Below are 21047 nucleotides of genomic sequence, written 5' to 3'. Positions count from 1 at the left end.
ACTCGCTTCCCGGGGAACCGCCACGATGACGCTCACGCTCTCCCGCCGCTCGTTGCTCGCCACCGGCACGCTCGGTCTATGCGCGCTCGCGCTGCCCGGCTTCGCCGCGGCGCAGAGCGTGCTCGCCGCGCGCGGCTTCACCCATTCGGTGGCGAGCGGCGAGCCGGCGAGCGACTCGATGCTGCTGTGGACCCGCTACGTCCCCGCCGGCGGCGACTCGGCGCGGCTGGTCGCGGAGATCAGCGACACGCCCGACTTCGCGCGCGTGATCGCCTCGGGCGCGTTCGTCACCGGCGCGTGGCGCGACTGGACCGCCAAGGTGACGCTCGACGGGCTGACGCCGGGCACCGACTATCACTACCGCTTCGTCGCCGCCGACGGCACGCGCTCGCCGGTCGGCCGCACGCGCACTTTACCCAACGACGGCGCGCGCGCCTTCACCGCGGCGATCTTCTCCTGCTCCAACCTCGGCTTCGGCTGGTTCAACGCCTACGGCCACGCCGCCGCGCGCGACGACCTCGACCTGGTGATCCACCTCGGCGACTATTTCTACGAATATTCGCCGGGCAATTACCCGCCGAAGGCGGCGCAGGTAGCCGGCCGCGTGCCCCAGCCGCTCGCCGAGACGATCCACCTCGCCGACTATCGCCTGCGCTACGCCAGCTATCGCGCCGACCCCGACCTGCAGGCGCTGCACGCGCGCGTTCCCTGGGTGGTGCAGTGGGACGATCACGAGAGCGCCAACGACAGCTGGGAGGGCGGCGCCGAGAACCACGATCCCGCCAGCGAGGGGGACTGGAACCAGCGTCGCGCCGCCTCGGTCCAGGCCTATCGCGAGTGGATGCCGGTCAGCGAGGAGCCGTGGAAGGCCTATGACATCGGCACGCTCGCGACGCTATGGCGCACCGAGACGCGGCTGTTCGCGCGCTCGCGCCAGAACGAGATCGCGACGCTGCTGCGGTCGCCCGATCCCGCCGCCGCGCTCAGGGCGTTCCGCGACGGTGCGTGGCAGGATCCCGCGGTGACGATGATGGGCTCGCAGCAGGAGGTGTGGCTGGCGCACGACCTGCGCCGCTCGGTCAAGCAGGGGCAGCGCTGGCAGGTGGTCGGCTTCGGCACGATCATGGGCAAGCAGCAGCTGCCGGTCGCGGCCGAGGCGCTGCTCGGCGGTGCCACCGGGCATGTCGACGATTACGTCCGCGGCGCCATCGCGGCGACGCGCGCGGGCGTGGCCTCCAACCTCGACTCCTGGGGCGGCTATCCCGCGGCGCGCGCGCGCTTCCTGCACTCGGCGCAGGCGGCCGAGGCCGATCTCGTCGTGCTCAGCGGCGACAGCCACAATGCCTGGGCGTTCGACCTGGCGCAGGACGGCGCCGCCGGGGTCGAGTTCGCCGGGCAGGCGGTGACGTCGCCGGGGTTCGAGAGCGCCTTCGCCACGGACCCGAAGCGGGTCGCGCGGATGATGGTGGAGGGCAATCCCGAGCTGAAATGGTGCGACACGTCGCGGCGCGGCTATATGGCGCTGACGATCACCCCCGAGCAGGTGCGCAACGACTGGCTGTTCGTCGACACGATCCGCCAGCGCACGCCGCGCGCGAGCGTCGGCCACCGCGCGACGGTGCAGCGCGGGCGGCGGGTGATGGCATAGGATGGCGCTTCAAAAGATGAGATTGGGTCGTTTCGCCTTTGATCCTCCCCTGCAAGGGGAGGTGGCAGCGCGTCAGCGCTGACGGAGGGGTGACCCGGCTGGGACGTTCGTCGACACTCACCAGCGTCGACACCCCTCCGTCGCGCTGCGCGCGCCATCTCCCCTTTCAGCGGAAGGATTTCCCTCCGTCACCCCGCGCGCGCGTCGAATGCCACCCGCGCCGCCTCCACCTCGGGCATCGCCTCGCGCGTCCAGCGGTACAGCGCGCGGAACGGCGGCTGGAGCGAGCGGCCCAGCGGCGTGATCGCATATTCCACCGCGACCGGGGAGGTCGCCAGGACGCATCGCTCGACCAGCCCGTTGCGCTCCAGCCGGCGCAGGCATTGCGTCAGCGCCTTCTGCGTCACCCCCTCCAGCCCGCGCCGGATCGCGTTGAAGCGCAGCGGCCCGTCGTCCAGCACCGTCAGCACCATCATGGTCCACTTGTCGGCGATCTGGTCGAACAGGTCACGGCTCGGGCAGTCGCTGGAGAAGCGCCGCCGGCACTCGGCCTTGTCCGCGGGCAGATGCATGAAGGTTTCCTCGATGATCCCTAGCGTCGTGACGGCGCCTCATTGACACCTGGTATCCTAGATATACCTAAGGAGCGTCTATCGCAACGGAGCTTGCCCGCATGGCCTCGGCCGACATCCTCTTCCGCCCGTTCCGCCTCAAGTCGCTCGAGCTGGCGAACCGCATCGTCATGGCGCCGATGACCCGTACCTTCGCGCCCGAGGGCGTGCCCGGCGCCGCCAACGCGGCCTATTACCAGCGCCGCGCTGAGGGCGGGGTGGGGCTGATCCTGTCCGAGGGCACGGTGATCGACCGCCCCGCCGCGCGCAACGAACCCGCCATCCCCTTCTTCCACGGCGAGGCGGCGCTGGCGGGCTGGCAGCAGGTGATCGACGCGGTCCACGCCGCCGGCGGCAAGATGGGGCCGCAGCTGTGGCACACCGGCTCGACCAAGGGGCAGAGCGGCTGGGAGCCCGAGGTGGCGGTGGAGAGCCCCTCGGGGCTGCTCGCGCCGGACAAGCCCCGCGGCGCGGTGATGAGCGAGGAGGACATCGCCGACACCGTCGCCGCCTTCGCGCGCGCCGCGGCCGACGCGAAGCGGCTCGGCTTCGACACAGTCGAGATCCACGGCGCGCACGGCTATCTGATCGACCAGTTCTTCTGGTCGGGCACCAACAGGCGCGAGGACCGCTACGGCGGCGCGACGATCCGCGAGCGCGCGCGGCTGGCGGGCGAGGTGGTGGCGGCGATCCGCGCCGCGGTGGGCGAGGACTATCCGATCATCCTGCGCGTCAGCCAGTGGAAGCAGCAGGATTTCGGCGCCCGGCTCGCGCACACGCCCGACGAGATGGCGGACTGGCTCCAGCCGCTGGTCGATGCCGGGGTCGACGTGCTGCACTGCTCGCAGCGCCGCTTCTGGGAGCCCGAGTTCCCCGAGCTGGACGGCGAGCAGGGGCTCAACTTCGCCGGCTGGGCGAAGAAGCTGACCGGCGCGACGACGATCAGCGTCGGCTCGGTCGGCCTGTCGGGCGAGTTCATCGCGGCGTTCGGCGGCGAGGCGTCGCGCCCCGAGGGGCTGGAGCGGCTGATCGAGCGGATGGAGCGAGACGAGTTCGACCTGATCGCGGTCGGCCGCGCACTGATCAGCGACCCGCAGTGGGTCGCCAAGGTGCGCGCCGGTGACAGCGACGGGCTGAAGGACTTCGACGCGAGCGCGCTGCGCGAACTGGTGTGAGGTGAGGGCGGGCGGGGCTAATCGGTGCCGCCCGCCGCTCCCCAAAGACGGTCAGCCGGCGGATGGTCGCGCCCAACCGGGAAGGGCATGATAGATGCCCCGCCGTTGAAGGGCTCCGCCATGCGACTCATGCTTGCCCTGCTCGGCTCCTGCTTCCTCGCGCCGGCCGGGATCGCTGCTCCCGCCAAAGTCACACGCACGCCGCTGCTCGATCAGCCTCTCCCCACAGGCACCGCTCTCCATGGGGTGCGCGGCCAGCGCATCGAGTTCGCGCCGTCGCAGCCCGGCGGACGGCACCGCCATCCCGTCCCGGTATTCGGCGTTGTCACGCGCGGGCGCTTCCTCTTCCAGGTCGAGGGCACGCCAGCGCGCGTGCTCGACACTGGAGATGCCTTCTATGAGCCGGCCGGAGCCGCCATCGCGCATTTTGACAACGCGTCGGCCAGCGAACCTGCGGCGATCAGCGTTTTCTACCTGATCGACGATCCGGCCGCGGCGTTGGTCGAGCCGTTGCCGCCGGTCAAGCCCGAGAGCCCGCACGTCCCTTGAGGTGAGCGAGCGGTGCGGAGCGCCGCGCGATGCGTTATGCTCCGGTCAGTCGGAGACACGCGCATGTTCATGGACTTTCGCGACCAGCCCCCGCCGCCGCGCTGGGAGCCGCGCCCCGTGCGGCCGCGACTGTCGGCGCGGCAGGAGCGCTGGCTCGGCCGGCTGGTGCTGGCCAACATGCTGCTGCTGCTGCTTGCCCCGATCGGCGGCGCCACGCTGATCGACGCGCTCCTCACCCTGTTCCGGAGCTGAGCCGCGCTCACCCGCGCGCGCTGCGCGACCGCAGCGTCACGACCCGACCGGGCGACTCGGCCGCAGCGAGGCGGAAACGGCCGACCTGCCCGCCCAGCGTCGCGGCGCGCTCGGCCAGCCCGTGCGTGGCCGCGTTGGTCTGTTCGGCCATCGCCGCATTCTCCTGCGTCATGCGGCTCATCTCGGCGATGGCGCTGTTGACCTGCGCGATGCCGCGGGCCTGCTCGCGCGCACTCACGGCCACCTCGCCGACTAGGCCGCGCACGTCCTCGACCCGCGCGAGGATCTGACGCAGCGCCGCGGCGGTCTCGCCGACGAGACGGACCCCCGCGCCGATCTCGTCGGTAGCGGTGGCGATCTGCGCCTTCACCTCACTCGCCGCGGTGGCCGAGCGCTGCGCCAGCGCGCGCACCTCCTGCGCGACCACGGCGAAGCCGCGCCCGGCGTCACCCGCACGTGCCGCCTCCACGCCCGCGTTGAGTGCGAGCAGGTTGGTCTGGAAGGCGATGCCGTCGATCAGCGCGATGATCTCGCCGATCTCGCTGCCCGATCGCTCGATCCCCGTCATCGCCGCGATGGCCTGCTGCGCCACCGCACCGCTCGCCGCGGCGGCGGCACTGGCCTCCGCGGCGAGCTGATCGGCGCGTGCGCTGTCGTCGGCGCTGGTAGCGACGCTGCGGGTCAGCTGATCGAGCGCCGCCGCGCTCTGTTCCAGCGCGGCCGCCTGGCGCTCGGTGCGACCGCTGAGCGCGTCGGCAGCGTCGCGGATCTCGCGCGTGTCGCCGTCGATGGCGCGCGCGGTCTCGCTCACGGCCCCCACCATCTGGCGCAGGTCGCCGAGCAGGCGATTGTAGGCGGCGCGCACCGGCTCATATTGATCGATCAGCCGGTCCTCTAGCGGGCGGCTGAGATCGCCCTGGGCGAGCCGCCCGAGACCGTCGCTGAGCGCCGTCACCATCGACGCGACGTCGCTGAGATCGCTGCACGTCACGATCGTCGCCGGGCGTCCGCGCCACTGCGTGGCGAACAGCATCATCATCGCCGGGAAGTCCGCGCCGCCGCGTCGCGTGCAGCGCCAGCGAAATCGCAGCACGCCGCCGCGCTGCGACTCCTCGACGCGGCGCCGGATCAGCGTCTCGGTGGGCGTGCCGCAATCCTGTCGCTCGGGCGAGGTGATGCCCGCCTTCGCGCCGACGAATTCCTCACGCGCATAGCCGAACAAGGCGAGCGCGGCGGGATTGCAGTCCACATAGATGCCGTTCTGGATGACATAGATCGCGTCGGGCGAGTTGGCGTAATAAACGTCTCCGACGCTCGGCGCGCGGTGGCGCCTGATGATCGTCCGCACCCCGTCGCTCCCTTCTGACCACAACGGCCTCTCTATAGCTGACCCGCCGCCGAGCGATCGAACGTCGCGCCGCGGCTGACCCGTGGCGACCGGCGCGTCAGTCGAGCCGTGCCGGGATCGCGACCGCGCGCGGGGGCGTCGCGGCATCGAGCCGGAACCGCGCCGCGTCGCGTTCGAGCTGCGCCGCGCGCTCGGCGAGGTCGTGCGCGGCGGCGTTGGTCTGCTCGATCATCGCGGCATGCTGCTGCGTCGCGCCACTCATCTCGGCGACCGCGACGTTGAGCTGGCCGATGCCGTCCGCCTCCTGCCGCGTGGCACGCGCCACGCGCGCGATGCGCTCGTCGATCCCGTCGATCTGCGCGAGGATGCGGCGCAGCGCCGCTTCCGTCTCGTCCACCAGGCCGACGCCGGCGTCGACCTGGCCCGCGGCGGCGCCGATCCGCTGCTTGACCTCGCGCGCCGCCTCGGCCGAGCGCTGCGCCAGCGCGCGCACCTCCTGCGCCACCACCGCGAAGCCGCGACCCGCGTCGCCGGCGCGCGCCGCCTCCACGCCGGCGTTGAGCGCGAGCAGGTTGGTCTGAAAGGCGATGCCGTCGATCACGCCGATGATCTCGGCGATCGCGTGGCTGGACTGATCGATCTCGCGCATCGCCGCGATCGCGCGCTGCGCCAGCGTCGCGGTGGAGCCGGCGTCGGCGCGGGCGGCGGCGGCGAGTTCGCTCGCCGCGTCGGTCTCGCCCGCGGTGGCGGTGAGGCTGGCGGTGAGCTGATCGAGTGCGGCCGCGCTCTGCTCCAGCGCGGCGGCCTGACGCTCGATCCGGTCGGACACGCCCTCCGCGGCAGCGCTGATCTCGGCGGTGCCGCCGCGCATCTCCCGCGCCCCCGTCGCCACCGCGCCGACGAGCCGGCGCAGGTCGTCGACCACGGCGTTGAACGATCCCCGGATCGTCTCGTACCGCGGCGCGAAGGCGGTGCGGATCGGCTGGGTGAGATCGCCCGCGGCGAGACGGCGCAGGCCCGCGGTGACGCCGCCGATCATCTGCGCGACGTCGGTGAGGTCGACCGTAGTGCCCACCACCATCGGCTCGCCGTCCAACTCATCGGCGAGCAAGGTGACCAGCCCCGGGAACTGACTGCCGTCCTTGCGCTGGCACTGCCACTCGAACCGCGCCACGCCGGTACGGATCGCCTCCCGCGCGCGCGGCGCGATCAGCTCGGCCGAGGGCGTGCCGCACGGCTGCATCGGCGGCGAGAGCATCGCGGGGCTGCTGCCGATGAACTCGTCATGCGTATAGCCGAAGAGTCGTAGCGCGCCCGGGTTGCAGAAGAGGAAGCGATCGTTCCGCGCGGCGTAGATGGCGTCGGGGACGAGGTGAACGAACAGCTCGGCGGGACTGGTCCGACGCTGCCACCAGCGTCCCTTGCGCCACACCGTCAATCCGCCGCCCTCATGTTGGCGGCCGTAGCCGCGTCCGACCCGTTCATTATAGCGGATCAGGCGCGGCGCGCGGGGCGCCGGGGCGGCGGCGGTGCGCGCCGCCGCCCCATCGCGGGTCAGAAGCCGTAGCTCAGCCGCGCGTAGCCGAAGCGGCCGGGCACGTCGTAGGTGGTCGGGTCGTAATTGTTGAGGCTGCACGAGAAGCAGGCGGGTGGATCGGTGTCGAAGACATTGTTGACGCCGAGCGTCAGCCCGATCTTCTCGTTCAGCCAGGACGGGCGGAACGACAGCTGGACATCGCCGTAGAAGCGGCTCTTGAGCTTGTTGCCGCCCGAGGTCTCGATCACGTCGTCGATGTAGCGGCCGGTGAAGGCCGCCGCGACCGGGCCGATGTCCCAGTCGAGCGTCGCCTGCCCCTTGAAGTGGGGATAGGCCTGGTCGGGGCTGCCGCGCTCGGTGCCGGTATATTCGGTGCTGGTCGTGCCCTCGGTGGCGGGAACGATCTCCTCGTACTTGAGCAGGTAGTTGCCGCTCACCGACAGGCCGAACGTGCCGGCGCCGGTCGGCTGCGTGCGCAGGTTGAAGGTGGCATCGATGCCGCGGGTGCGGATGCCGCCGGTGTTGAGCAGCACGCCGTTGATCGCCGAGATGAAGCCGTTCGGCGTGCGGCCGACCGCGCCGCACGACAGCGCGTCCCCGGTCTGGACGCAGCGGTTGAGCAGCACCGCCGCCGGGATCGACGCGATCGCGCCGTCGACCTTGATGTCGTAGTAATTGACCTCGAGGCTGAGCGCGCTGGCGAAGCCTTGTCGCGCCCAGGCCGGGCTGTACACGCCGCCGAACACCCAGGTGCGCGCCGTCTCCGGGCGCAGCGCGGCGTTGCCGCCGGTCTGCACGCTGATCTGGCCGCCCTGCGGCTCGGTGTAGCTGCCGTCGGCGGGAACGCCGTTGGCGATGCAGTTGGCGCGCACCGTCGGGTTGCTCTGGAACAGGCCGCCCGCGGCGCTGGTGCAGGGATCGTCCAGCGTCTGGTCGAAGCGCGACTGCGCGCCGAACAGCTCGCCGATCGAGGCGGCGCGATAGCTCTCGGCATATTGCGCGCGCAGCAGCAGGTCGCTGACCGGCTTCCACAGCGCGCCGCCCGAGTAGGTGGTGTTGCCGCCGTAGGTCGAGAAGTTGGAGTGGCGCACCGCGCCGTTGAGCTCGACCAGCTGGAGGAGCGGCACGTCGCGGATCAGCGGCAGCCGGATCTCGCCGTACACCTCGTCGACGTTGAAGCGGCCGCGCGCGGCCTGCGCGGGGATGTCGGCGCCCAGCCCGGCCTGGATGACCGGATCGGGGGTGAAGCTGCCCTGCTGGTAGCGATGCTCGTAGCCAGCGGCGATGCCGATCGGCCCGCCCGGCAGGTCGAACAGCTCGCCCGACACGTTGAACGTATAGTCACGCAGCTGCTGCTGGCTGCGCGAGCGCTCGTCGAAGCCGACGAAGGCGAGCATCTCGGGCGTGACCGAGCCCTCGCCACCGAAGATGTTGAACGGCACGCAGCCGTCGGTGCACTGGCTCACCGGGCCGAGCGCCTGCGCCAGCCGCGCCGCGTTGAGGTTGCCGGTGAAGAGCTGGTGCGCGTCGTTGCTGCCCAGCACCGCGTTGGCGTCATAGTACCAGTTTTTGCCGAACAGCTGGAACTTGCCGTCGATCGTGCCGGTGACGCTGAAGGTGTCGACCGTCTGGTTGTAGGTGCGCTGCCCCGCCTCGATCAGGCGGCGCCCGATCAGCGAGTAGGTCGCGGGCTGGCCGTTGGCGCCCGAGTTGAGCGTGATCCCGAACGGATTGTACGGGTTGGTGGCGTCGATCGAGATCGTGTCGAGCAGGTTGCCGTTGCCCGCGTCCGGCCCGAGGTTGAGCGGCAGGAACGCCGCCTGGTTCTGCGACTGGCGATGCGCCCAGCTGGCCTTGAGGCGCAGGTTGAACAGGTCGCTGAACTCGGCGCGCGCGTTGACGAAGCCGCCGTAGCGCTCGTTCGGCGTCAGGAAGTAATTGTACGGTGCGAAGTTGAAGCGGTCCGCGCTGGTGAAGGAGCGGAAGTCGCCGCCCTGCAGCGTGGGGTCGTAGACGCCGCGGCCGTTGAGCGGCGGGTTGCGGACGGTGATCGTGCCGCCCGCCGGCAGCGAGGGGTTGCCGGGGCTGAACACGATACGGCCGTTGAGCGCGGCGCCGGAGCAGCCGCCGATCGCGTCGGTGCAGCTGGTCTGGCCCGGGTTGGGGAATTGCGAGATGTCGCGGTCGGCGGCGCGCACCGGGTCCTGCTTGGTGTAGAAGCCGCCGACGTCGAGGTGGACCCGCTCGCTGCCGCCGCCCCAGCTCAGCTGGTAGTTCTGCGTCTCGCCATCACCCTCGCCGAGATACTGGCCGTATTGCGCCTGCGCGCGGAAGCCCTTCTGGTTGGAGCGGGTGATGATGTTGACCACGCCGCCGATCGCGTCCGAGCCGTACAGCGCCGAGGCGGCCGACTGGAGCACCTCGACGCGCTGGATCATCACGTCGGGAATCGAGTTGAGGTCGACCGTGCCGGGGATGCCGCTGGCGCTGGCGCCGTTGACGTAGCGCAGGCCGTCGACCAGCACGAGCGTGCGCTTGGCGCCGAGATAGCGCAGGTCGATCGCGGCCGAGCCGGCGCCGACGCCGCCGCCGTCGGGCGGGTTGCCCGAATTGCCCGAGTTGTTGAACTTCGAGTTCAGCCCGCCCGACGACGCCGGGATGCGCTGGAGCACGTCGGCGATCGAGGACAGGCCGGTCTTGGCGATGGCGGCCTCGTCGACGGTGACGACGGGGGAGGGATTGTCGAGCGGGTCGCGGCGGATGCGCGAGCCGGTGACGACGACGTCCTCGCCGGTCTGCGCCGCGATCTGGGCGGCGTCCTGCTCGGGCGCGGCCTGGGCGTGCGCGACGCCGGGCAGCGCCGCGGCGGCGGTGAGCGCGAACAGGCTCGACGTGAGCAGGCTGGGCGTGAGCAGGCGGTGACGTCGGGCGAGCGATCGCTTCATGGGTCTTCCCTGTGCTGCGGCGCCTTGCGCGGCGCCTGTCGGACACGATGCTGCAAAGCAATCGGGGGCGGCGGCAAGGTTATTTGCGACTGGATCAGTGCAGCGACAGATAATGTCGATCACTTGTGGTAAATAAGACACGATCGCGACAGTAGGACCGTCATGTCCTCTCGCCAAGATGGGCTACCGTCTATCTCGTGCGAGCCACCGATTTATCCTTAGTCTTCCTCCCCGCTGGCTCGTTCGGGTGAGCCAGAGGGAGCGTCAACGATAGACAAGGGGAAGTAAAGATGCGGGCGACCCGTCGCGCCGGACGAGCGCTGCTGCCAGCAGCCGCGGCAAGATCGATAGCATATCTATCCGCGTCCATACCCGCGCTTGTAGTAGGCGGGCCGGCCCAGGCGCAAGACTATACCACCGGAGCGCTGTCGGGCACGGTGCAGCGCGCCGACGGCACGCGCGCGGAGGGCGGCGCGGTCACGCTGCGGTCCGAGGCACAGGGGTTCACGCGCGTCGCGGCGGTGTCGCGCGACGGCTCGTTCCGCGTCGCCGCATTGCCGATCGGCCGCTACGAGGTGACGATCGAGCTGCCCGGCGCGGCCACGCTGACCGACACGGTGACGATCGGCGCGGGGGCGGTGAACGCCTATACGTTCACGGTCGGCGCGCCGGCGGCGGAGGAGCGCGCCGTGGCGGACGTGGTCGTCACCGGGCAAGCGCGGCGCGTCAACGATCTCGGGCCGGGAACCGGCGGCGTGGCGATCGGCGACGTCGGCGGGCTGCTCGACCGTTCGCCGATCGCGCGCGACCAGACGGCGCTGACGCTGCTCGCGCCCGGCACCAACGCGGGCGACACGACCTTCGGCAGCCTCGCCTCCCTGTCGGGCGCCACCGTGGCCGAGAACGCCTATTACGTGAACGGGCTGAACGTCACCAACTTCCGCACCTTCCTCGGCGGCAACACGCCGCCGATCGAATTCTACCAGTCGTTTTCGGTGCAGACCTACGGCCTGCCGGCGGAGTTCGGCCGCGTGCTGGGTGGCGCGGTTACCGCGGTCACTAAATCGGGCTCGAACCGCTTCAAGGCCGGCGCGCTGGTGAGCTACGCGCCCGATCGGCTGCGCGCGACCTCGCCCGACAGCTACGCCTGGCGCTACCGCGAGCACGCGCGGAGCGAGGCGGAAGCCAATTATTATGTCAGCGGCCCGATCATCCGCGATCACCTGTTCCTCTACGCGCTCTACAACCCCAACAGCCGCAGCGAGACCAAGGTCAATCTGCTCGACGCGCGGCAGGAGCGGAAGAGCGACCGCTCGCCGTTCTTCGGCGCCAAGGTCGACGCGGTGATCAGCGACGGCCAGCGACTGGAAGCGACGTTCTTCCGCAACCGCTACACCGACCATTACCGCTATCGCGCCTTCGACGCCGCGAGCGACCGGGTCGGCGCGGCGATCGGCGGGGTGGACGAGACCCATGGCGGCAACAATTTCGTCGTCACCTACCATGGCCAGTTCGCGCCCTGGCTGTCGCTGTCGGGATCGTACGGCGAGAACCACGACGCCGGTGAGCATGAAGCCGATCCGGAACTGGCGGTTGTGACGAGCACACTCAGCGGCGACACCAAGATCGTGCGAGGCTACGATTATTATCGTTCTGCCGGCGGCGACACACGCCGCTTCTACCGCGCCGACGCGGACGCGCATCTAAGACTGGCGGGCGCGCACCATGTACGTGCCGGAGTCGAGCGAGAGTCGCTCACCTCCGTCAGCGACACCTCGTTTAACGGCGGTCATTACTTCACACTCATGCCAGAGTATATCCGTCGCAGCTTCTCGCGGAACGCGGGCGTCTGGCACGCGCGCAACGAGTCCTTCTACGTGCAGGACAGCTGGTCGCTGCTCGGCGACCGGCTGACGCTCCAGCCCGGGCTGCGCGACGACCGCTTCAGCAACGACGCGATCGACGGCGCCACCTTCTTCCGCTCGGGCGACCAATGGGGGCCGCGGCTCGGCGCCGCGCTGGACGTGTTCGGCGACCATCGCACCAGCCTGTTCGGCTCATGGAACCGCTATTTCCTGCCGGTCTCGACCGACATCGACGTGCATCTCGGCGGTGCCGGCCTGAACTACCAGCAGGATTTCGCGTATCCCGCCGGAGTCGACCCGCGCGTGGTCGATTCCGCCGGCGTGCCGCTCGGCCTGCGCTTCGACGCGCGCGGCAACATGCTCGGGCTCGGTGCGGCGACCCGCGGTCACCCGTGCCCCGCCGTCGCGCCCAACGCGGGCGAGCTCTGCTCCGGCGTCTTCCGCAGCGGCGTCAAGGTGCCGACCGACGGGCTGATCTCGAGCACGCTCCAGCCGAACTATACCGACGAGTGGAACCTGGGCGTCGAGCAGCGGCTCGGCGCGTGGCGGTTCCGCGCGGCCTATATCAACCGCCGGCTCGGCCGCGCGCTCGACGACATGGCGGTGGACGCGGCGGCGATCGCTTACTGCCGCGACAACGGCATCGCCGGCTGCGAGGACGTGTTCACCGGCTTCCACCAATATGTGCTCGCCAACCCGGGCAGCGACGTGACGGTGCGGCTCAACGGGCGCTGCGACGTCGATCCGCGCCAGTGCGGCGTGGCGCGGCTCAGCGCGGCGGCGCTCGCGCTGCCCAAGGCGCGGCGCGACTATGACAGCGTCCAGCTCGAGGTGCAGCGCGGCTACGCCGATCGCTGGTCGCTCCAGGCGAGCTACACCTACACGCGGCTGCGCGGTAATTACGAGGGCTCGGTCAAATCGGACAACGGCCAGCGCAACGCCGGCGAGACGCAGGATTTCGACCAGCCCGGGCTGCTCGACGGGGCCGATGGCATCCTGCCCAACGAGCGCGCGCACACGGTCAAACTGCTCGGCAGCTACGGCATCGGCGCGCACTGGCGGGTCGGTGCCAACGTGCTGATCGAGTCACCGCGGCATTTCTCCTGCCTCGGCACCTATTACGACGCCGCCAATTTCGCCGCGGCCTACGACAACGGGAGCTATTATTGCGCGCAGCCGCGCTTCTCCGCGCGACAGGTCTTCCGCGACCCGGCGAGCGGCCGCGAGACCTATCTGGTGCCGCGCGGCACCGCCTTCGCGAGCGACTGGCGGCGGCAGCTCGACGTCAACGCGCAGCTCGACCTGCCGCGGCTGCCGGGCAGCTTCGTCTCGATCGACGTGTTCAACCTGCTCGGGCTGGCGGCGCGCACCGATTATAACGAATATGGCGAGAATCGCGCCGGCACGCTCGACCCGCATTACGGCCTGCCGCTCGAATATCAGCCGCCGCGCTCGGTGCGGCTGACGCTTGGCGTCCGCCTCGGCGAACGCGGCGACGGGTGAGGGAGCGGCCGTGCCTCCCGGTGGGGAGCGCACGGCCGCTCAGTTTAGGTCACAGCCGCAGCGACACGCCCGCGACGATCTGCCGGCCGAGCAGGTCATAGCCCATGATCGTGTTGCCGCGCAGCAGCCCGATGGTCGAGCGGCTGTCGGGCACGATCGGGGGATCGCGGTCGAACAGGTTGTTGGCGGCGACGCGGAAGGTCATCTGCTTGCTGATGTCGAACGTCAGCGCCAGGTCGATCCAATCGTACGCGCCGATGCCGGGGAACTGGTCCCGCCGCGCGCTCTCGTCCTGCTGCGGGATGCCGGTGTCCTCGGGCGCGTAGAAGGTCAGCGGCATGGCAGCGCGGTGGCGCCAGTTGACCGAGACGCTGGTGCTGTTGTCCGGCGCGGTCCAGGTGGTGCGCAGCTGGTGCTGCCAGCGCGGCATGCTCTCGCCGCAGCCGGCGCCGAAATAGCCGGTGCAGTTGCGCTTGATCGCCGCGGGCGAGGCTTGGCCACCGTTGCGCGTCATCAGCGTGCCGTTGAAGCTCATGTCGAGCTTGCCGTAATTGCCAAGGCCGAGATTGTACTGGCCCTGGAAGTCCCAGCCGTACGACTGCTCGGTATAGCCGTTCGACGAGCCACGCGCGACCCAGCCGCTCGCCGGGCTGGTCGCGGGCGAGCTCGACAGCGTGCCCGCGGCGTTGCGCACGATGCCGCGGCAGAAATACTCCAGCCCGGTATTGAGGCACTCGTTGATGATGTCCTGCGGCTGGAGGAACACCAACTGATCCTTGAGGTCGATCAGCCAGCGGTCGATCGAGACGGTCAGCCCCGGCAGGAAGCGCGGGCGCAGCACCACGCCGAACGTCTTGGTGAAGGCGCTCTCCGGCGTCAGGTTGAAGCCGCCCTCGCGCACGGTGCAGGCGTCGTTGGGGCAGATCAGGGTCGTGCTGCCGTAGAGGTTGGCTGGCAGCCCGGTGTTGGCGCACTGCGCCGGCGTGCCGAGCGGCGCGAGCCGCGGGCCGTTGGGGTTGCCCGGGTCGATGCGCGGCGCGCAGGGATCGGAGTAGAAGCCCTGGTTCCACGTGATGTTGGTCGCCCCCGCCGCGGCGCCGACGCCGGGCGCCGCCTGCGACTTGTTGTACGAGGCGCGGAAGGTGATGTCCGCCACCGGCGACCACAGGCCCTCGATCTTCCAGGTGTCGAACTTGCCGGCGAGCCGGTTGTACTTGGAGACGCGATAGCCGCCGTTGAGCTGGAGCAGCCGCGTCCACGACTGGTCCTCTACCAGCGGCGCCTGGATCTCGGCGTTGGCCTCGAAGATGTTCTGCGTGACGCGCTGGTTCTGCCCGCCGTTGTTCTGGACGAAGATCTCGTTGACGATCGTCCGCTCCATCTCCTCGCGATATTCGGCGCCCAGCGCGAGCGCGACGCCCTGCTGCGCGAAGGGCGAGGTGATGCCGTATTTGCCGAGGTCGCCGCTCACCGTGCCGAGGAACTGGAGCAGCCGCGGGATCCGCGTGCTGATCCCGCCGGTGGCGCCGCCGTACAGGTAGTTGTTGGTCGCCTGGTCGCGGTTGAACGGCACGAAGGCGTTGAACGGGACGCAGCTCGGGTCGGTGCCGTTGACGACCGAGCGGCAGGTCGGCGTGCCGCCGACGTTGACCACGTCGAGCGAGCGGTTGATCTGGTCGAAGCGCGCGAACGGCACGTCGATCGTGTCGAGCCGCGCGCGCGACACCATGCCAGCGATGTCATAGGACCAGACGTCGTTGAAGCCCTTGCCGCGCAGGCCGGCGACGATGCGATAGCCCTCGTTGGTGAATTTCTGCTGGGTTAGCGGCAGACCGTCGAAGCGGTAGCGCACGTCGAGCGGCGCGAACGCGCCCGCCACGCCCGCGTTGGTGCCGCACAGCACCTGCGCCTGCGACCCGGACAGGAAGGGGTTGTCGCAGTTCACCTGGAACGGCGTGTCGCCGTAGACGGAGTAGCTGTACGTGCGGTTGAGCTGGGTATTGTACGACTTGTCGCGATAAAACAGCACGTTGCTGTAGAGTTCGATGTCATCGGCCAATTGTGCGGTGAGGAAGCCGCCGACGTTGACGCGGTTGAACGGGCGCTGGAACGCCCAGTCGTCATACGGGTTCGCCGAGCTGCCCGCCGGCCCGCTGTTGATCGGGATGAAGGTGCCATTCCCGTTGGGGTTGTTGACGAACTGCTGCCCCGCGAAGGCGCCCGACTGGGGGATGATCGTGCCGGCCGGGGTGTAGCTGGCGCGCGTGCACGACAGCGGCGCGGTGTTGCTCGGCTGGGTCACCTCGCAGACGCTGTTCGAGCGATCCACCAGCTTGACCAGGCTCGACTGGCGATAGTTGATGAAGCTGGTGATGTTCACGCGCCCGTCGAACAGGTCGGCGCCGGCGGCGAGGCTGACGTCGGCGCGGCCGCCGTCGTTGCTCAGCCCGTCCACTGCGTTGAAGCCGGCGCGCTCGGCCGCCTCCGTCACCGCGCTGCTGCGGTTGTTGTGGTTGAAGAAGCTGTAGTTGCCGTCGATGCGGACGCCGGTGAAGTTCTTCTTCAGCACGAAGTTGACGACGCCCGAGACCGCGTCCGACCCGTACACCGACGAGGCGCCGCCGGTCAGCACGTCGATCCGCTCGACCAGCGCGTTGGGGATGATGCCGACGTCGACGGTGTTGGGCAGGCCGATGCGCAGCCCGTCGATCAGCATCAGCGTGCGCTCATAGCCCAGGCTGCGCAGCTTGATGCGCTGGCGCCCCTCGGAATCGCTGAAGTTCTGCTCGCTGTTGACCTGCACCTGCGGCAGGCGGTTGACCACCTCCTCGATCGTGGTCGCACCCTGCGCGGCGATGTCGGCGGCGGTGGTGGTGACGATCGGCGCGGCCGAGCGATTGTTGGGGCGGACGATGCGCGTGCCGGTGACGACCACGTCGCCGCTGCTCGCGCTACCGTCCGCCTCACCGGCGCGCTGCACGTCGGCCGCGAGCTTGGCCGAGGCGACCGGATCGCCGATCGGTTTGGCGGTGCCCTGATCGGTGTCGGTCGCGCTATCGGTGGTGACCTGCGCTGCGGCGGGCAGCGCCATCAGCGCCGCCGCGCAACAGGACGCGGCGAGCATTCCCCTGAACATCATCATGTCTTCCCCTTCGTTCGCCAACGAGCGCGGGTGAGACATGCGCGCGCGGCGATCGCTGTCGCGCGACCTTCCCGCACCCGCACGCGCACGGCTGGCTAATGGCCATTACCGCGCGGCGGACCCGCTCCCTCCCGTGTTGGTAGGTACCATGCTGTCATGATGGCAGGGCCGAAACAATACCAATTTGACAATTAGATCGGGAGTGTAGCCGGGGCGCATCGCGTGGCGGTCTTTCGATCAGGCGAAGGGGCTCGTGGGCGGCCGGTCTATGCGCGGCGGCGTCCGGCCGTTCGGTCGCGCACGCTGTCAAAGGGGGAAAGTGGATGATCGTCATGCGATCGTCCGATCGGGCGCGCGCGTCATCGCGTGAGATGTCGGAACCGACGGCGTATAATGAAGGTTGGGCACGCGGCGCCGACGTGCGCGGGGCGCTCGGCGACTGCCCGTATCTCACATCGCTGGTGCGGTATGAACGCACGGAGTGGCTGCGCGGCTTCGCCGCCGGACGGCAGGATCGGCGCGGCTGAGCGGCGCCCGCTGACCCATCCCGGCGTGAGAGAAGCTGGTATCTCGCGCGCCGCGCGATGCCGCCGTCCTGCCCCGCCTATAATGTGGCGGAGGGCGGCGATGATCGTGGTGCGGCACAGAACGGCTCGATCGGCGTGGCGCGGAGGCGTCGCGACGAGGCGGGTGTAAGCCGCGTCATCGCCAATCCGTCAGGGTCTGGCGTCGCGTTCTGCGGGAGTGTCGCGGCTGGCGCATATGGGAAAGCGCCGTCGTGTCCGTCATTCTCCCCGCCGTCTGTCGCGGCCTGTTGCTGTTCGTCTCTCTGATTGCAGCCGCTTCCGCGCGAGCGCAGGTTAGCGACGATGATCCCGAGCTCGGGCCCGTCTACGTCGATCCCGGCACGCCGGGGCAAACGGTCGACAAGAACGGGATCGATCTCGCGACCGGCCGCTTCGTTGGTCACTACGCGTCGTTGTAGATCGGCAGCGGCGATACCGCGCTGCGCTGGTCCGATGGGGCCGACGATCTCACGCGCGCGCGGCTGCTGATCCAGGGGAGCGGCTATTTCGTCTCGATCGGCGACATCACCACCGAATTCCTCCAGCAGGACGGTGGAGGGTTCGTCCCGCTGATGAAGAAGGGCGAGACGCTCCAGCTGATCGGCAACGACTTCATCTACACCAATCGCTCCGGGGACCAGCTGATGTTCCGGCTTAAATGGCTGGAACACTACCAGATCGCGAACACGCCCAGCAATTACCTGCCGGTGTCGCTGCGGCGCCACGACGGTCTCACGGTCAGTTTCAACTATGACAGCGGCACGACCCGGCATTCCGCCATCCGCAAGAAGAAAAAGCGTTGGATGCGGCTCGGCTCGCTGTCGACCAACGGCTATGTCCTGCGGCTGCTATACGGGCAGAGCGAGCTGCCCGACACTGGCTCCTGGACGATGCCATGGTTCCAGCGCACCGGCTACGGGATCGGCCGCCTCGCCGACGGGTGCGGCGCGACGTCGGGCGCGGGGTGTCTGCGCCAGGTCTCGGTCGACGCCGACGGCTCGGCGACCGACGCGGCAGGACAGCGGACGACGGTGACCCGCGCCGATGGCACGATCAGCGTGCGGCGGCCGGGCTCGACCAGCGACGACGAGGTGATCGTCGGGGAGGGCAGCCCCACCGTGACGAATGGCGGCGTGACGACGACCTACTCCCGTACAGACAACGAGGACCTCACCCATACGATGACGGTCGTCGAGGGCGACCTGCCGGCGCGGCGATACGTGTTCAGCGAGACGCTGTTCAACCTGCTGCGCGAAGAGTGGCAAGCCGAGCCGGACGGGCCGGTCCTGACGCGGCGATACGAGTATGACCCGGACAGCGGCCTGCTCCTGCGCGTGACCGAACCCGAAGGCAATTACACTAGGTTCAGCTACGATGACCGGGGCAACGTCGTCGAGACCAGGATCGTGTCGAAGACGCCCGGCACCCCGGCGGACATCGTCACCAGCGCGACCTATCCGGCGACATGCGACAACCCGCTGACGTGCAACCAGCCGCTCACCACCACCGACGCCCGCGGCGGCGTGACCGACTATAGCTACGATCCGGTCCACGGCGGGGTGCGCAGCGTGACACGGCCCGCGGCGGATCCGGGTCAGCCGGCACGGCGCGCGACCGCGCGCTACGACTATGACAAGTTCGACGCGCACGGCGCGGCGATCGATACGACGCCGCAATATGACGACGACGGCAACCTCATCGACTCCGCCCCCGGCGTGTGGCTGCCCTCGCGGCTCTCCGTCTGCGCTACGCGGGTCGACTGCGCCGGCACCGCCGACGAGACAGTGACGGCACTGAGCTACGGCGAAGGGCTCAACGTGGCGTCGATCGCGCGCGCGGCGGGGGGCCGGGCGTCTCCCGACGATGCCGCGGTGCTGAGCGCGACGACGAGCTTCGCCTATGACACGATCGGCGACGTGACGGCCGCCGATGGGCCGCTGGTAGGCCCGGCCGACACGGTGCGCACCCGCTACGATCTGCTGCGCCGACCGACCGGCACGGTGTTGCCCGACCCGGACGGCGACGGCCCGCGCGCGGCACGCGCGACGCGGGTGACCTACAATGCCGACGGCAGCGTGGGGTCGGTCGAGCAGGGCACGGACACGAGTCCGGCCGCGCCCGACTTCGGCGGCTTCACCCCGCTGCAGCGGCTCGATTACGGCTATGACGGCTATCACCGTCCGGTGCGCCAGGCGCTCGCGCTGGGCGGAAAGACCTATGCGCTGAGCCAGCAGAGCTACGACGGCCATGGCCGCCCGGAGTGCAGCGTGACGCGGCTCGACCCGTCGCAGTGGGACAAAGCGGGCGACGCGTGCACGCCGCAGACGGGTCCTCACGGCACCGACCGGGTGGTGCGTCGCGGCTATGACCTGCTCGGCCGGGTGCGGTGGCAGACGAGCGGCTATGGCAGCGCGACGCCGTCGACCGAGCGGACGAGCTACAGCGCGAACGGCGTGGTGGCGGTGGTGACCGACGGTGACGACCATCCGACGGCCTATGCGCGCGACGGTTTCGACCGTCCGTGGCGGAGCTGCTACGCGGTGGCGAGCGTGGCGGACTGCGCGGCGGGGCCGGCGGACTATCGTGAGCTGAGCTTCGCGGTCAACGGCGACCTGGCGGGAGTGCGGCTGCGGGACGGTCGCGCGCTGTCGTTCGGCTATGACGGGCTGGGTCGTCGCGCGACGGTGACGTTCGTGTCGCCGACCGGGGCGAGCGACGCGACGACGACCTACGGCTACGACCTGCTCGACCGCACGGTGAGCGTGAGCGACGTGGCGGGGCAGAGCGTGGGCTACGGCTATGACGCGCTCGGGCGGGTGGTGAGCGAGACGGGCGCCTCGGGGACGCTGCGCAGCGACTATGACGCGGCCGGCCGGCGGGTGCGGCTGACCTGGGGCGACGGCTTCTGGGTGCGCTACGACTATGACCCGACCGGCGCGCTGACCGCGGTGACGGAGGACAGCGGTCACAGCCTGGCGTCGTACGAGTATGACGCGCTGGGTCGGCGGACGCGGCGGCTGCTCGGCAACGGCGCGAACACGAGCTACGATTACGGCGGGACGCCGTGGCTGGGGACGCTGGGCGTGGGCGGCGTGTCGATCGGGCTCGACACGAACGCGGCGGGGCAGATCACCGGGCGGACGCTGTCGGACCGGACGCTGGCGTATCGCGCGCCGATGGACGTGACGCGCGGCTACGGGGTGAACGCGCTGAACCAGTACACGCGCTCGGGGGCGGTGGTGCCGAGCTATGACGCGCGCGGCAACCTGACGAGCGCGCACGGGGCGAGCGGGGGCGACCGCTACGTGTACGACCTGCACGACCGGCTGGTGGCGGCGGGGGCGGACGGCGCGGCGGCGGACCGGCGCCTGGGCTATGACCCGCTGGGTCGGCTGGTGCAGGTGGAGCCGGCGGGTCTGGCGTGGGAGTGGGACGGCGCGCAGCTGGTGACGGAGCGGCGCGCGGGCGCGGTGGTGGCGCGCTACGTGCCGGGGGCGGGGGCGGACGAGCCTTTGGTGTGGTACGACGGGGCGGACCGGACGCGGCGGCGCTGGCTGGAGGCGGACGAGCGCGGCTCCGGGCCTCGGCGCGAGGGTGCAGTTCGACACGCAGGGCACGCAGGGCACGCAGGGCACGCAGGGCACGCTGGGCCGCATGGACGTTGGCGCGACCGCGTCGACGAGTGGTCCTGACGGCACCGTCGGTGCCGAGGTGGTTGTCACGGCGAAAGTGCCCTGCAACCTGCTATGCCGGGTCGGACGCGTCTTCCACATCGGCAGGATTGGAGCTCAGGGAGAAGCCGCGGTTCGCGCGCATTACGACATTGGGCCGAAGGGTACTACAGACTTGCCAGGAGGGCAGCGGCGATATCCGGATGGCATAAATAGAACTACACTGAGCAAAGTG

General features: G+C 70.0%; 13 protein-coding genes. 8 read left to right on the top strand and 5 right to left on the bottom strand.

Going from position 1 to position 21047, the window contains the following annotated elements; translation table 11 throughout:
* Nucleotides 1–25 precede the first annotated feature (25 nt).
* The gene (locus FHY02_RS15880) at nucleotides 26–1648 is read left to right on the top strand and encodes an alkaline phosphatase (protein ID WP_183923930.1); all 1623 of its coding nucleotides are present in this window, start codon (nucleotides 26–28) and stop codon (nucleotides 1646–1648) included.
* Nucleotides 1649–1836: 188 nt separating this feature from the next.
* Here FHY02_RS15880 and FHY02_RS15875 read toward each other — a convergent pair whose 3' ends face one another.
* On the bottom strand, nucleotides 1837–2220 hold the full coding sequence (locus FHY02_RS15875) for a helix-turn-helix domain-containing protein (RefSeq protein WP_183923928.1): 384 nt from the start codon (nucleotides 2218–2220) through the stop codon (nucleotides 1837–1839).
* Nucleotides 2221–2321: 101 nt separating this feature from the next.
* Here FHY02_RS15875 and FHY02_RS15870 point away from each other — a divergent pair, with 101 nt between their 5' ends.
* From FHY02_RS15870 to FHY02_RS15860, 3 genes are all read left to right on the top strand, one after another.
* Nucleotides 2322–3434 carry an NADH:flavin oxidoreductase gene (locus FHY02_RS15870; protein WP_183923926.1) on the top strand — a complete coding sequence of 371 codons (1113 nt, stop codon included), beginning with the start codon at nucleotides 2322–2324 and terminating at the stop codon, nucleotides 3432–3434.
* Between the two features lie 105 nt (nucleotides 3435–3539).
* Nucleotides 3540–3983 carry a cupin domain-containing protein gene (locus tag FHY02_RS15865; protein WP_183923924.1) on the top strand — a complete coding sequence of 148 codons (444 nt, stop codon included), beginning with the start codon at nucleotides 3540–3542 and terminating at the stop codon, nucleotides 3981–3983.
* Nucleotides 3984–4046: 63 nt separating this feature from the next.
* On the top strand, nucleotides 4047–4235 hold the full coding sequence (locus FHY02_RS15860; RefSeq protein ID WP_183923922.1) for a hypothetical protein: 189 nt from the start codon (nucleotides 4047–4049) through the stop codon (nucleotides 4233–4235).
* Between the two features lie 7 nt (nucleotides 4236–4242).
* Here the strand turns inward: FHY02_RS15860 and FHY02_RS15855 are convergent, their stop codons facing one another.
* From FHY02_RS15855 to FHY02_RS15845, 3 genes are all read right to left on the bottom strand, one after another.
* A complete protein-coding gene (locus FHY02_RS15855) occupies nucleotides 4243–5583 on the bottom strand; it encodes a methyl-accepting chemotaxis protein (RefSeq protein ID WP_183923920.1) in 1341 nt (446 codons plus the stop codon).
* 97 nt (nucleotides 5584–5680) lie between these two features.
* Nucleotides 5681–7015: a methyl-accepting chemotaxis protein gene (locus tag FHY02_RS15850; protein ID WP_311731868.1), complete on the bottom strand. Its 1335-nt coding sequence runs from the start codon at nucleotides 7013–7015 to the stop codon at nucleotides 5681–5683.
* A 122-nt stretch (nucleotides 7016–7137) separates the two neighbouring features.
* Nucleotides 7138–10065, bottom strand: coding sequence for a TonB-dependent receptor domain-containing protein (locus tag FHY02_RS15845; RefSeq protein ID WP_183923915.1), 2928 nt, complete (start codon nucleotides 10063–10065; stop codon nucleotides 7138–7140).
* A gap of 290 nt (nucleotides 10066–10355) precedes the next feature.
* Between FHY02_RS15845 and FHY02_RS15840 the strand changes: the two genes are divergently transcribed.
* The gene (locus FHY02_RS15840; RefSeq protein ID WP_183923913.1) at nucleotides 10356–13433 is read left to right on the top strand and encodes a TonB-dependent receptor; all 3078 of its coding nucleotides are present in this window, start codon (nucleotides 10356–10358) and stop codon (nucleotides 13431–13433) included.
* Between the two features lie 49 nt (nucleotides 13434–13482).
* Here the strand turns inward: FHY02_RS15840 and FHY02_RS15835 are convergent, their stop codons facing one another.
* On the bottom strand, nucleotides 13483–16575 hold the full coding sequence (locus FHY02_RS15835) for a TonB-dependent receptor plug domain-containing protein (protein WP_260172941.1): 3093 nt from the start codon (nucleotides 16573–16575) through the stop codon (nucleotides 13483–13485).
* Nucleotides 16576–16946: 371 nt separating this feature from the next.
* Between FHY02_RS15835 and FHY02_RS15830 the strand changes: the two genes are divergently transcribed.
* From FHY02_RS15830 to FHY02_RS15820, 3 genes are all read left to right on the top strand, one after another.
* Entirely contained in the window at nucleotides 16947–17102 is a 156-nt protein-coding gene (locus tag FHY02_RS15830) for a hypothetical protein (RefSeq protein WP_183923911.1), read from the top strand.
* A gap of 251 nt (nucleotides 17103–17353) precedes the next feature.
* Nucleotides 17354–17560, top strand: a complete 207-nt coding sequence (locus FHY02_RS15825; protein ID WP_183923909.1) for a hypothetical protein — start codon at nucleotides 17354–17356, stop codon at nucleotides 17558–17560.
* 153 nt (nucleotides 17561–17713) lie between these two features.
* Nucleotides 17714–20833, top strand: a complete 3120-nt coding sequence (locus FHY02_RS15820) for an RHS repeat protein (protein WP_183923907.1) — start codon at nucleotides 17714–17716, stop codon at nucleotides 20831–20833.
* The last annotated feature ends 214 nt before the right edge of the window (nucleotides 20834–21047 follow it).

It is taken from the genome of Sphingomonas sp. BK069 (assembly GCF_014193405.1).
Lineage (GTDB): Bacteria > Pseudomonadota > Alphaproteobacteria > Sphingomonadales > Sphingomonadaceae > Sphingomonas.
The sequence above is the reverse complement of the archived record's forward strand: the minus strand, read 5'-3'. Positions and strand labels throughout refer to the sequence as shown.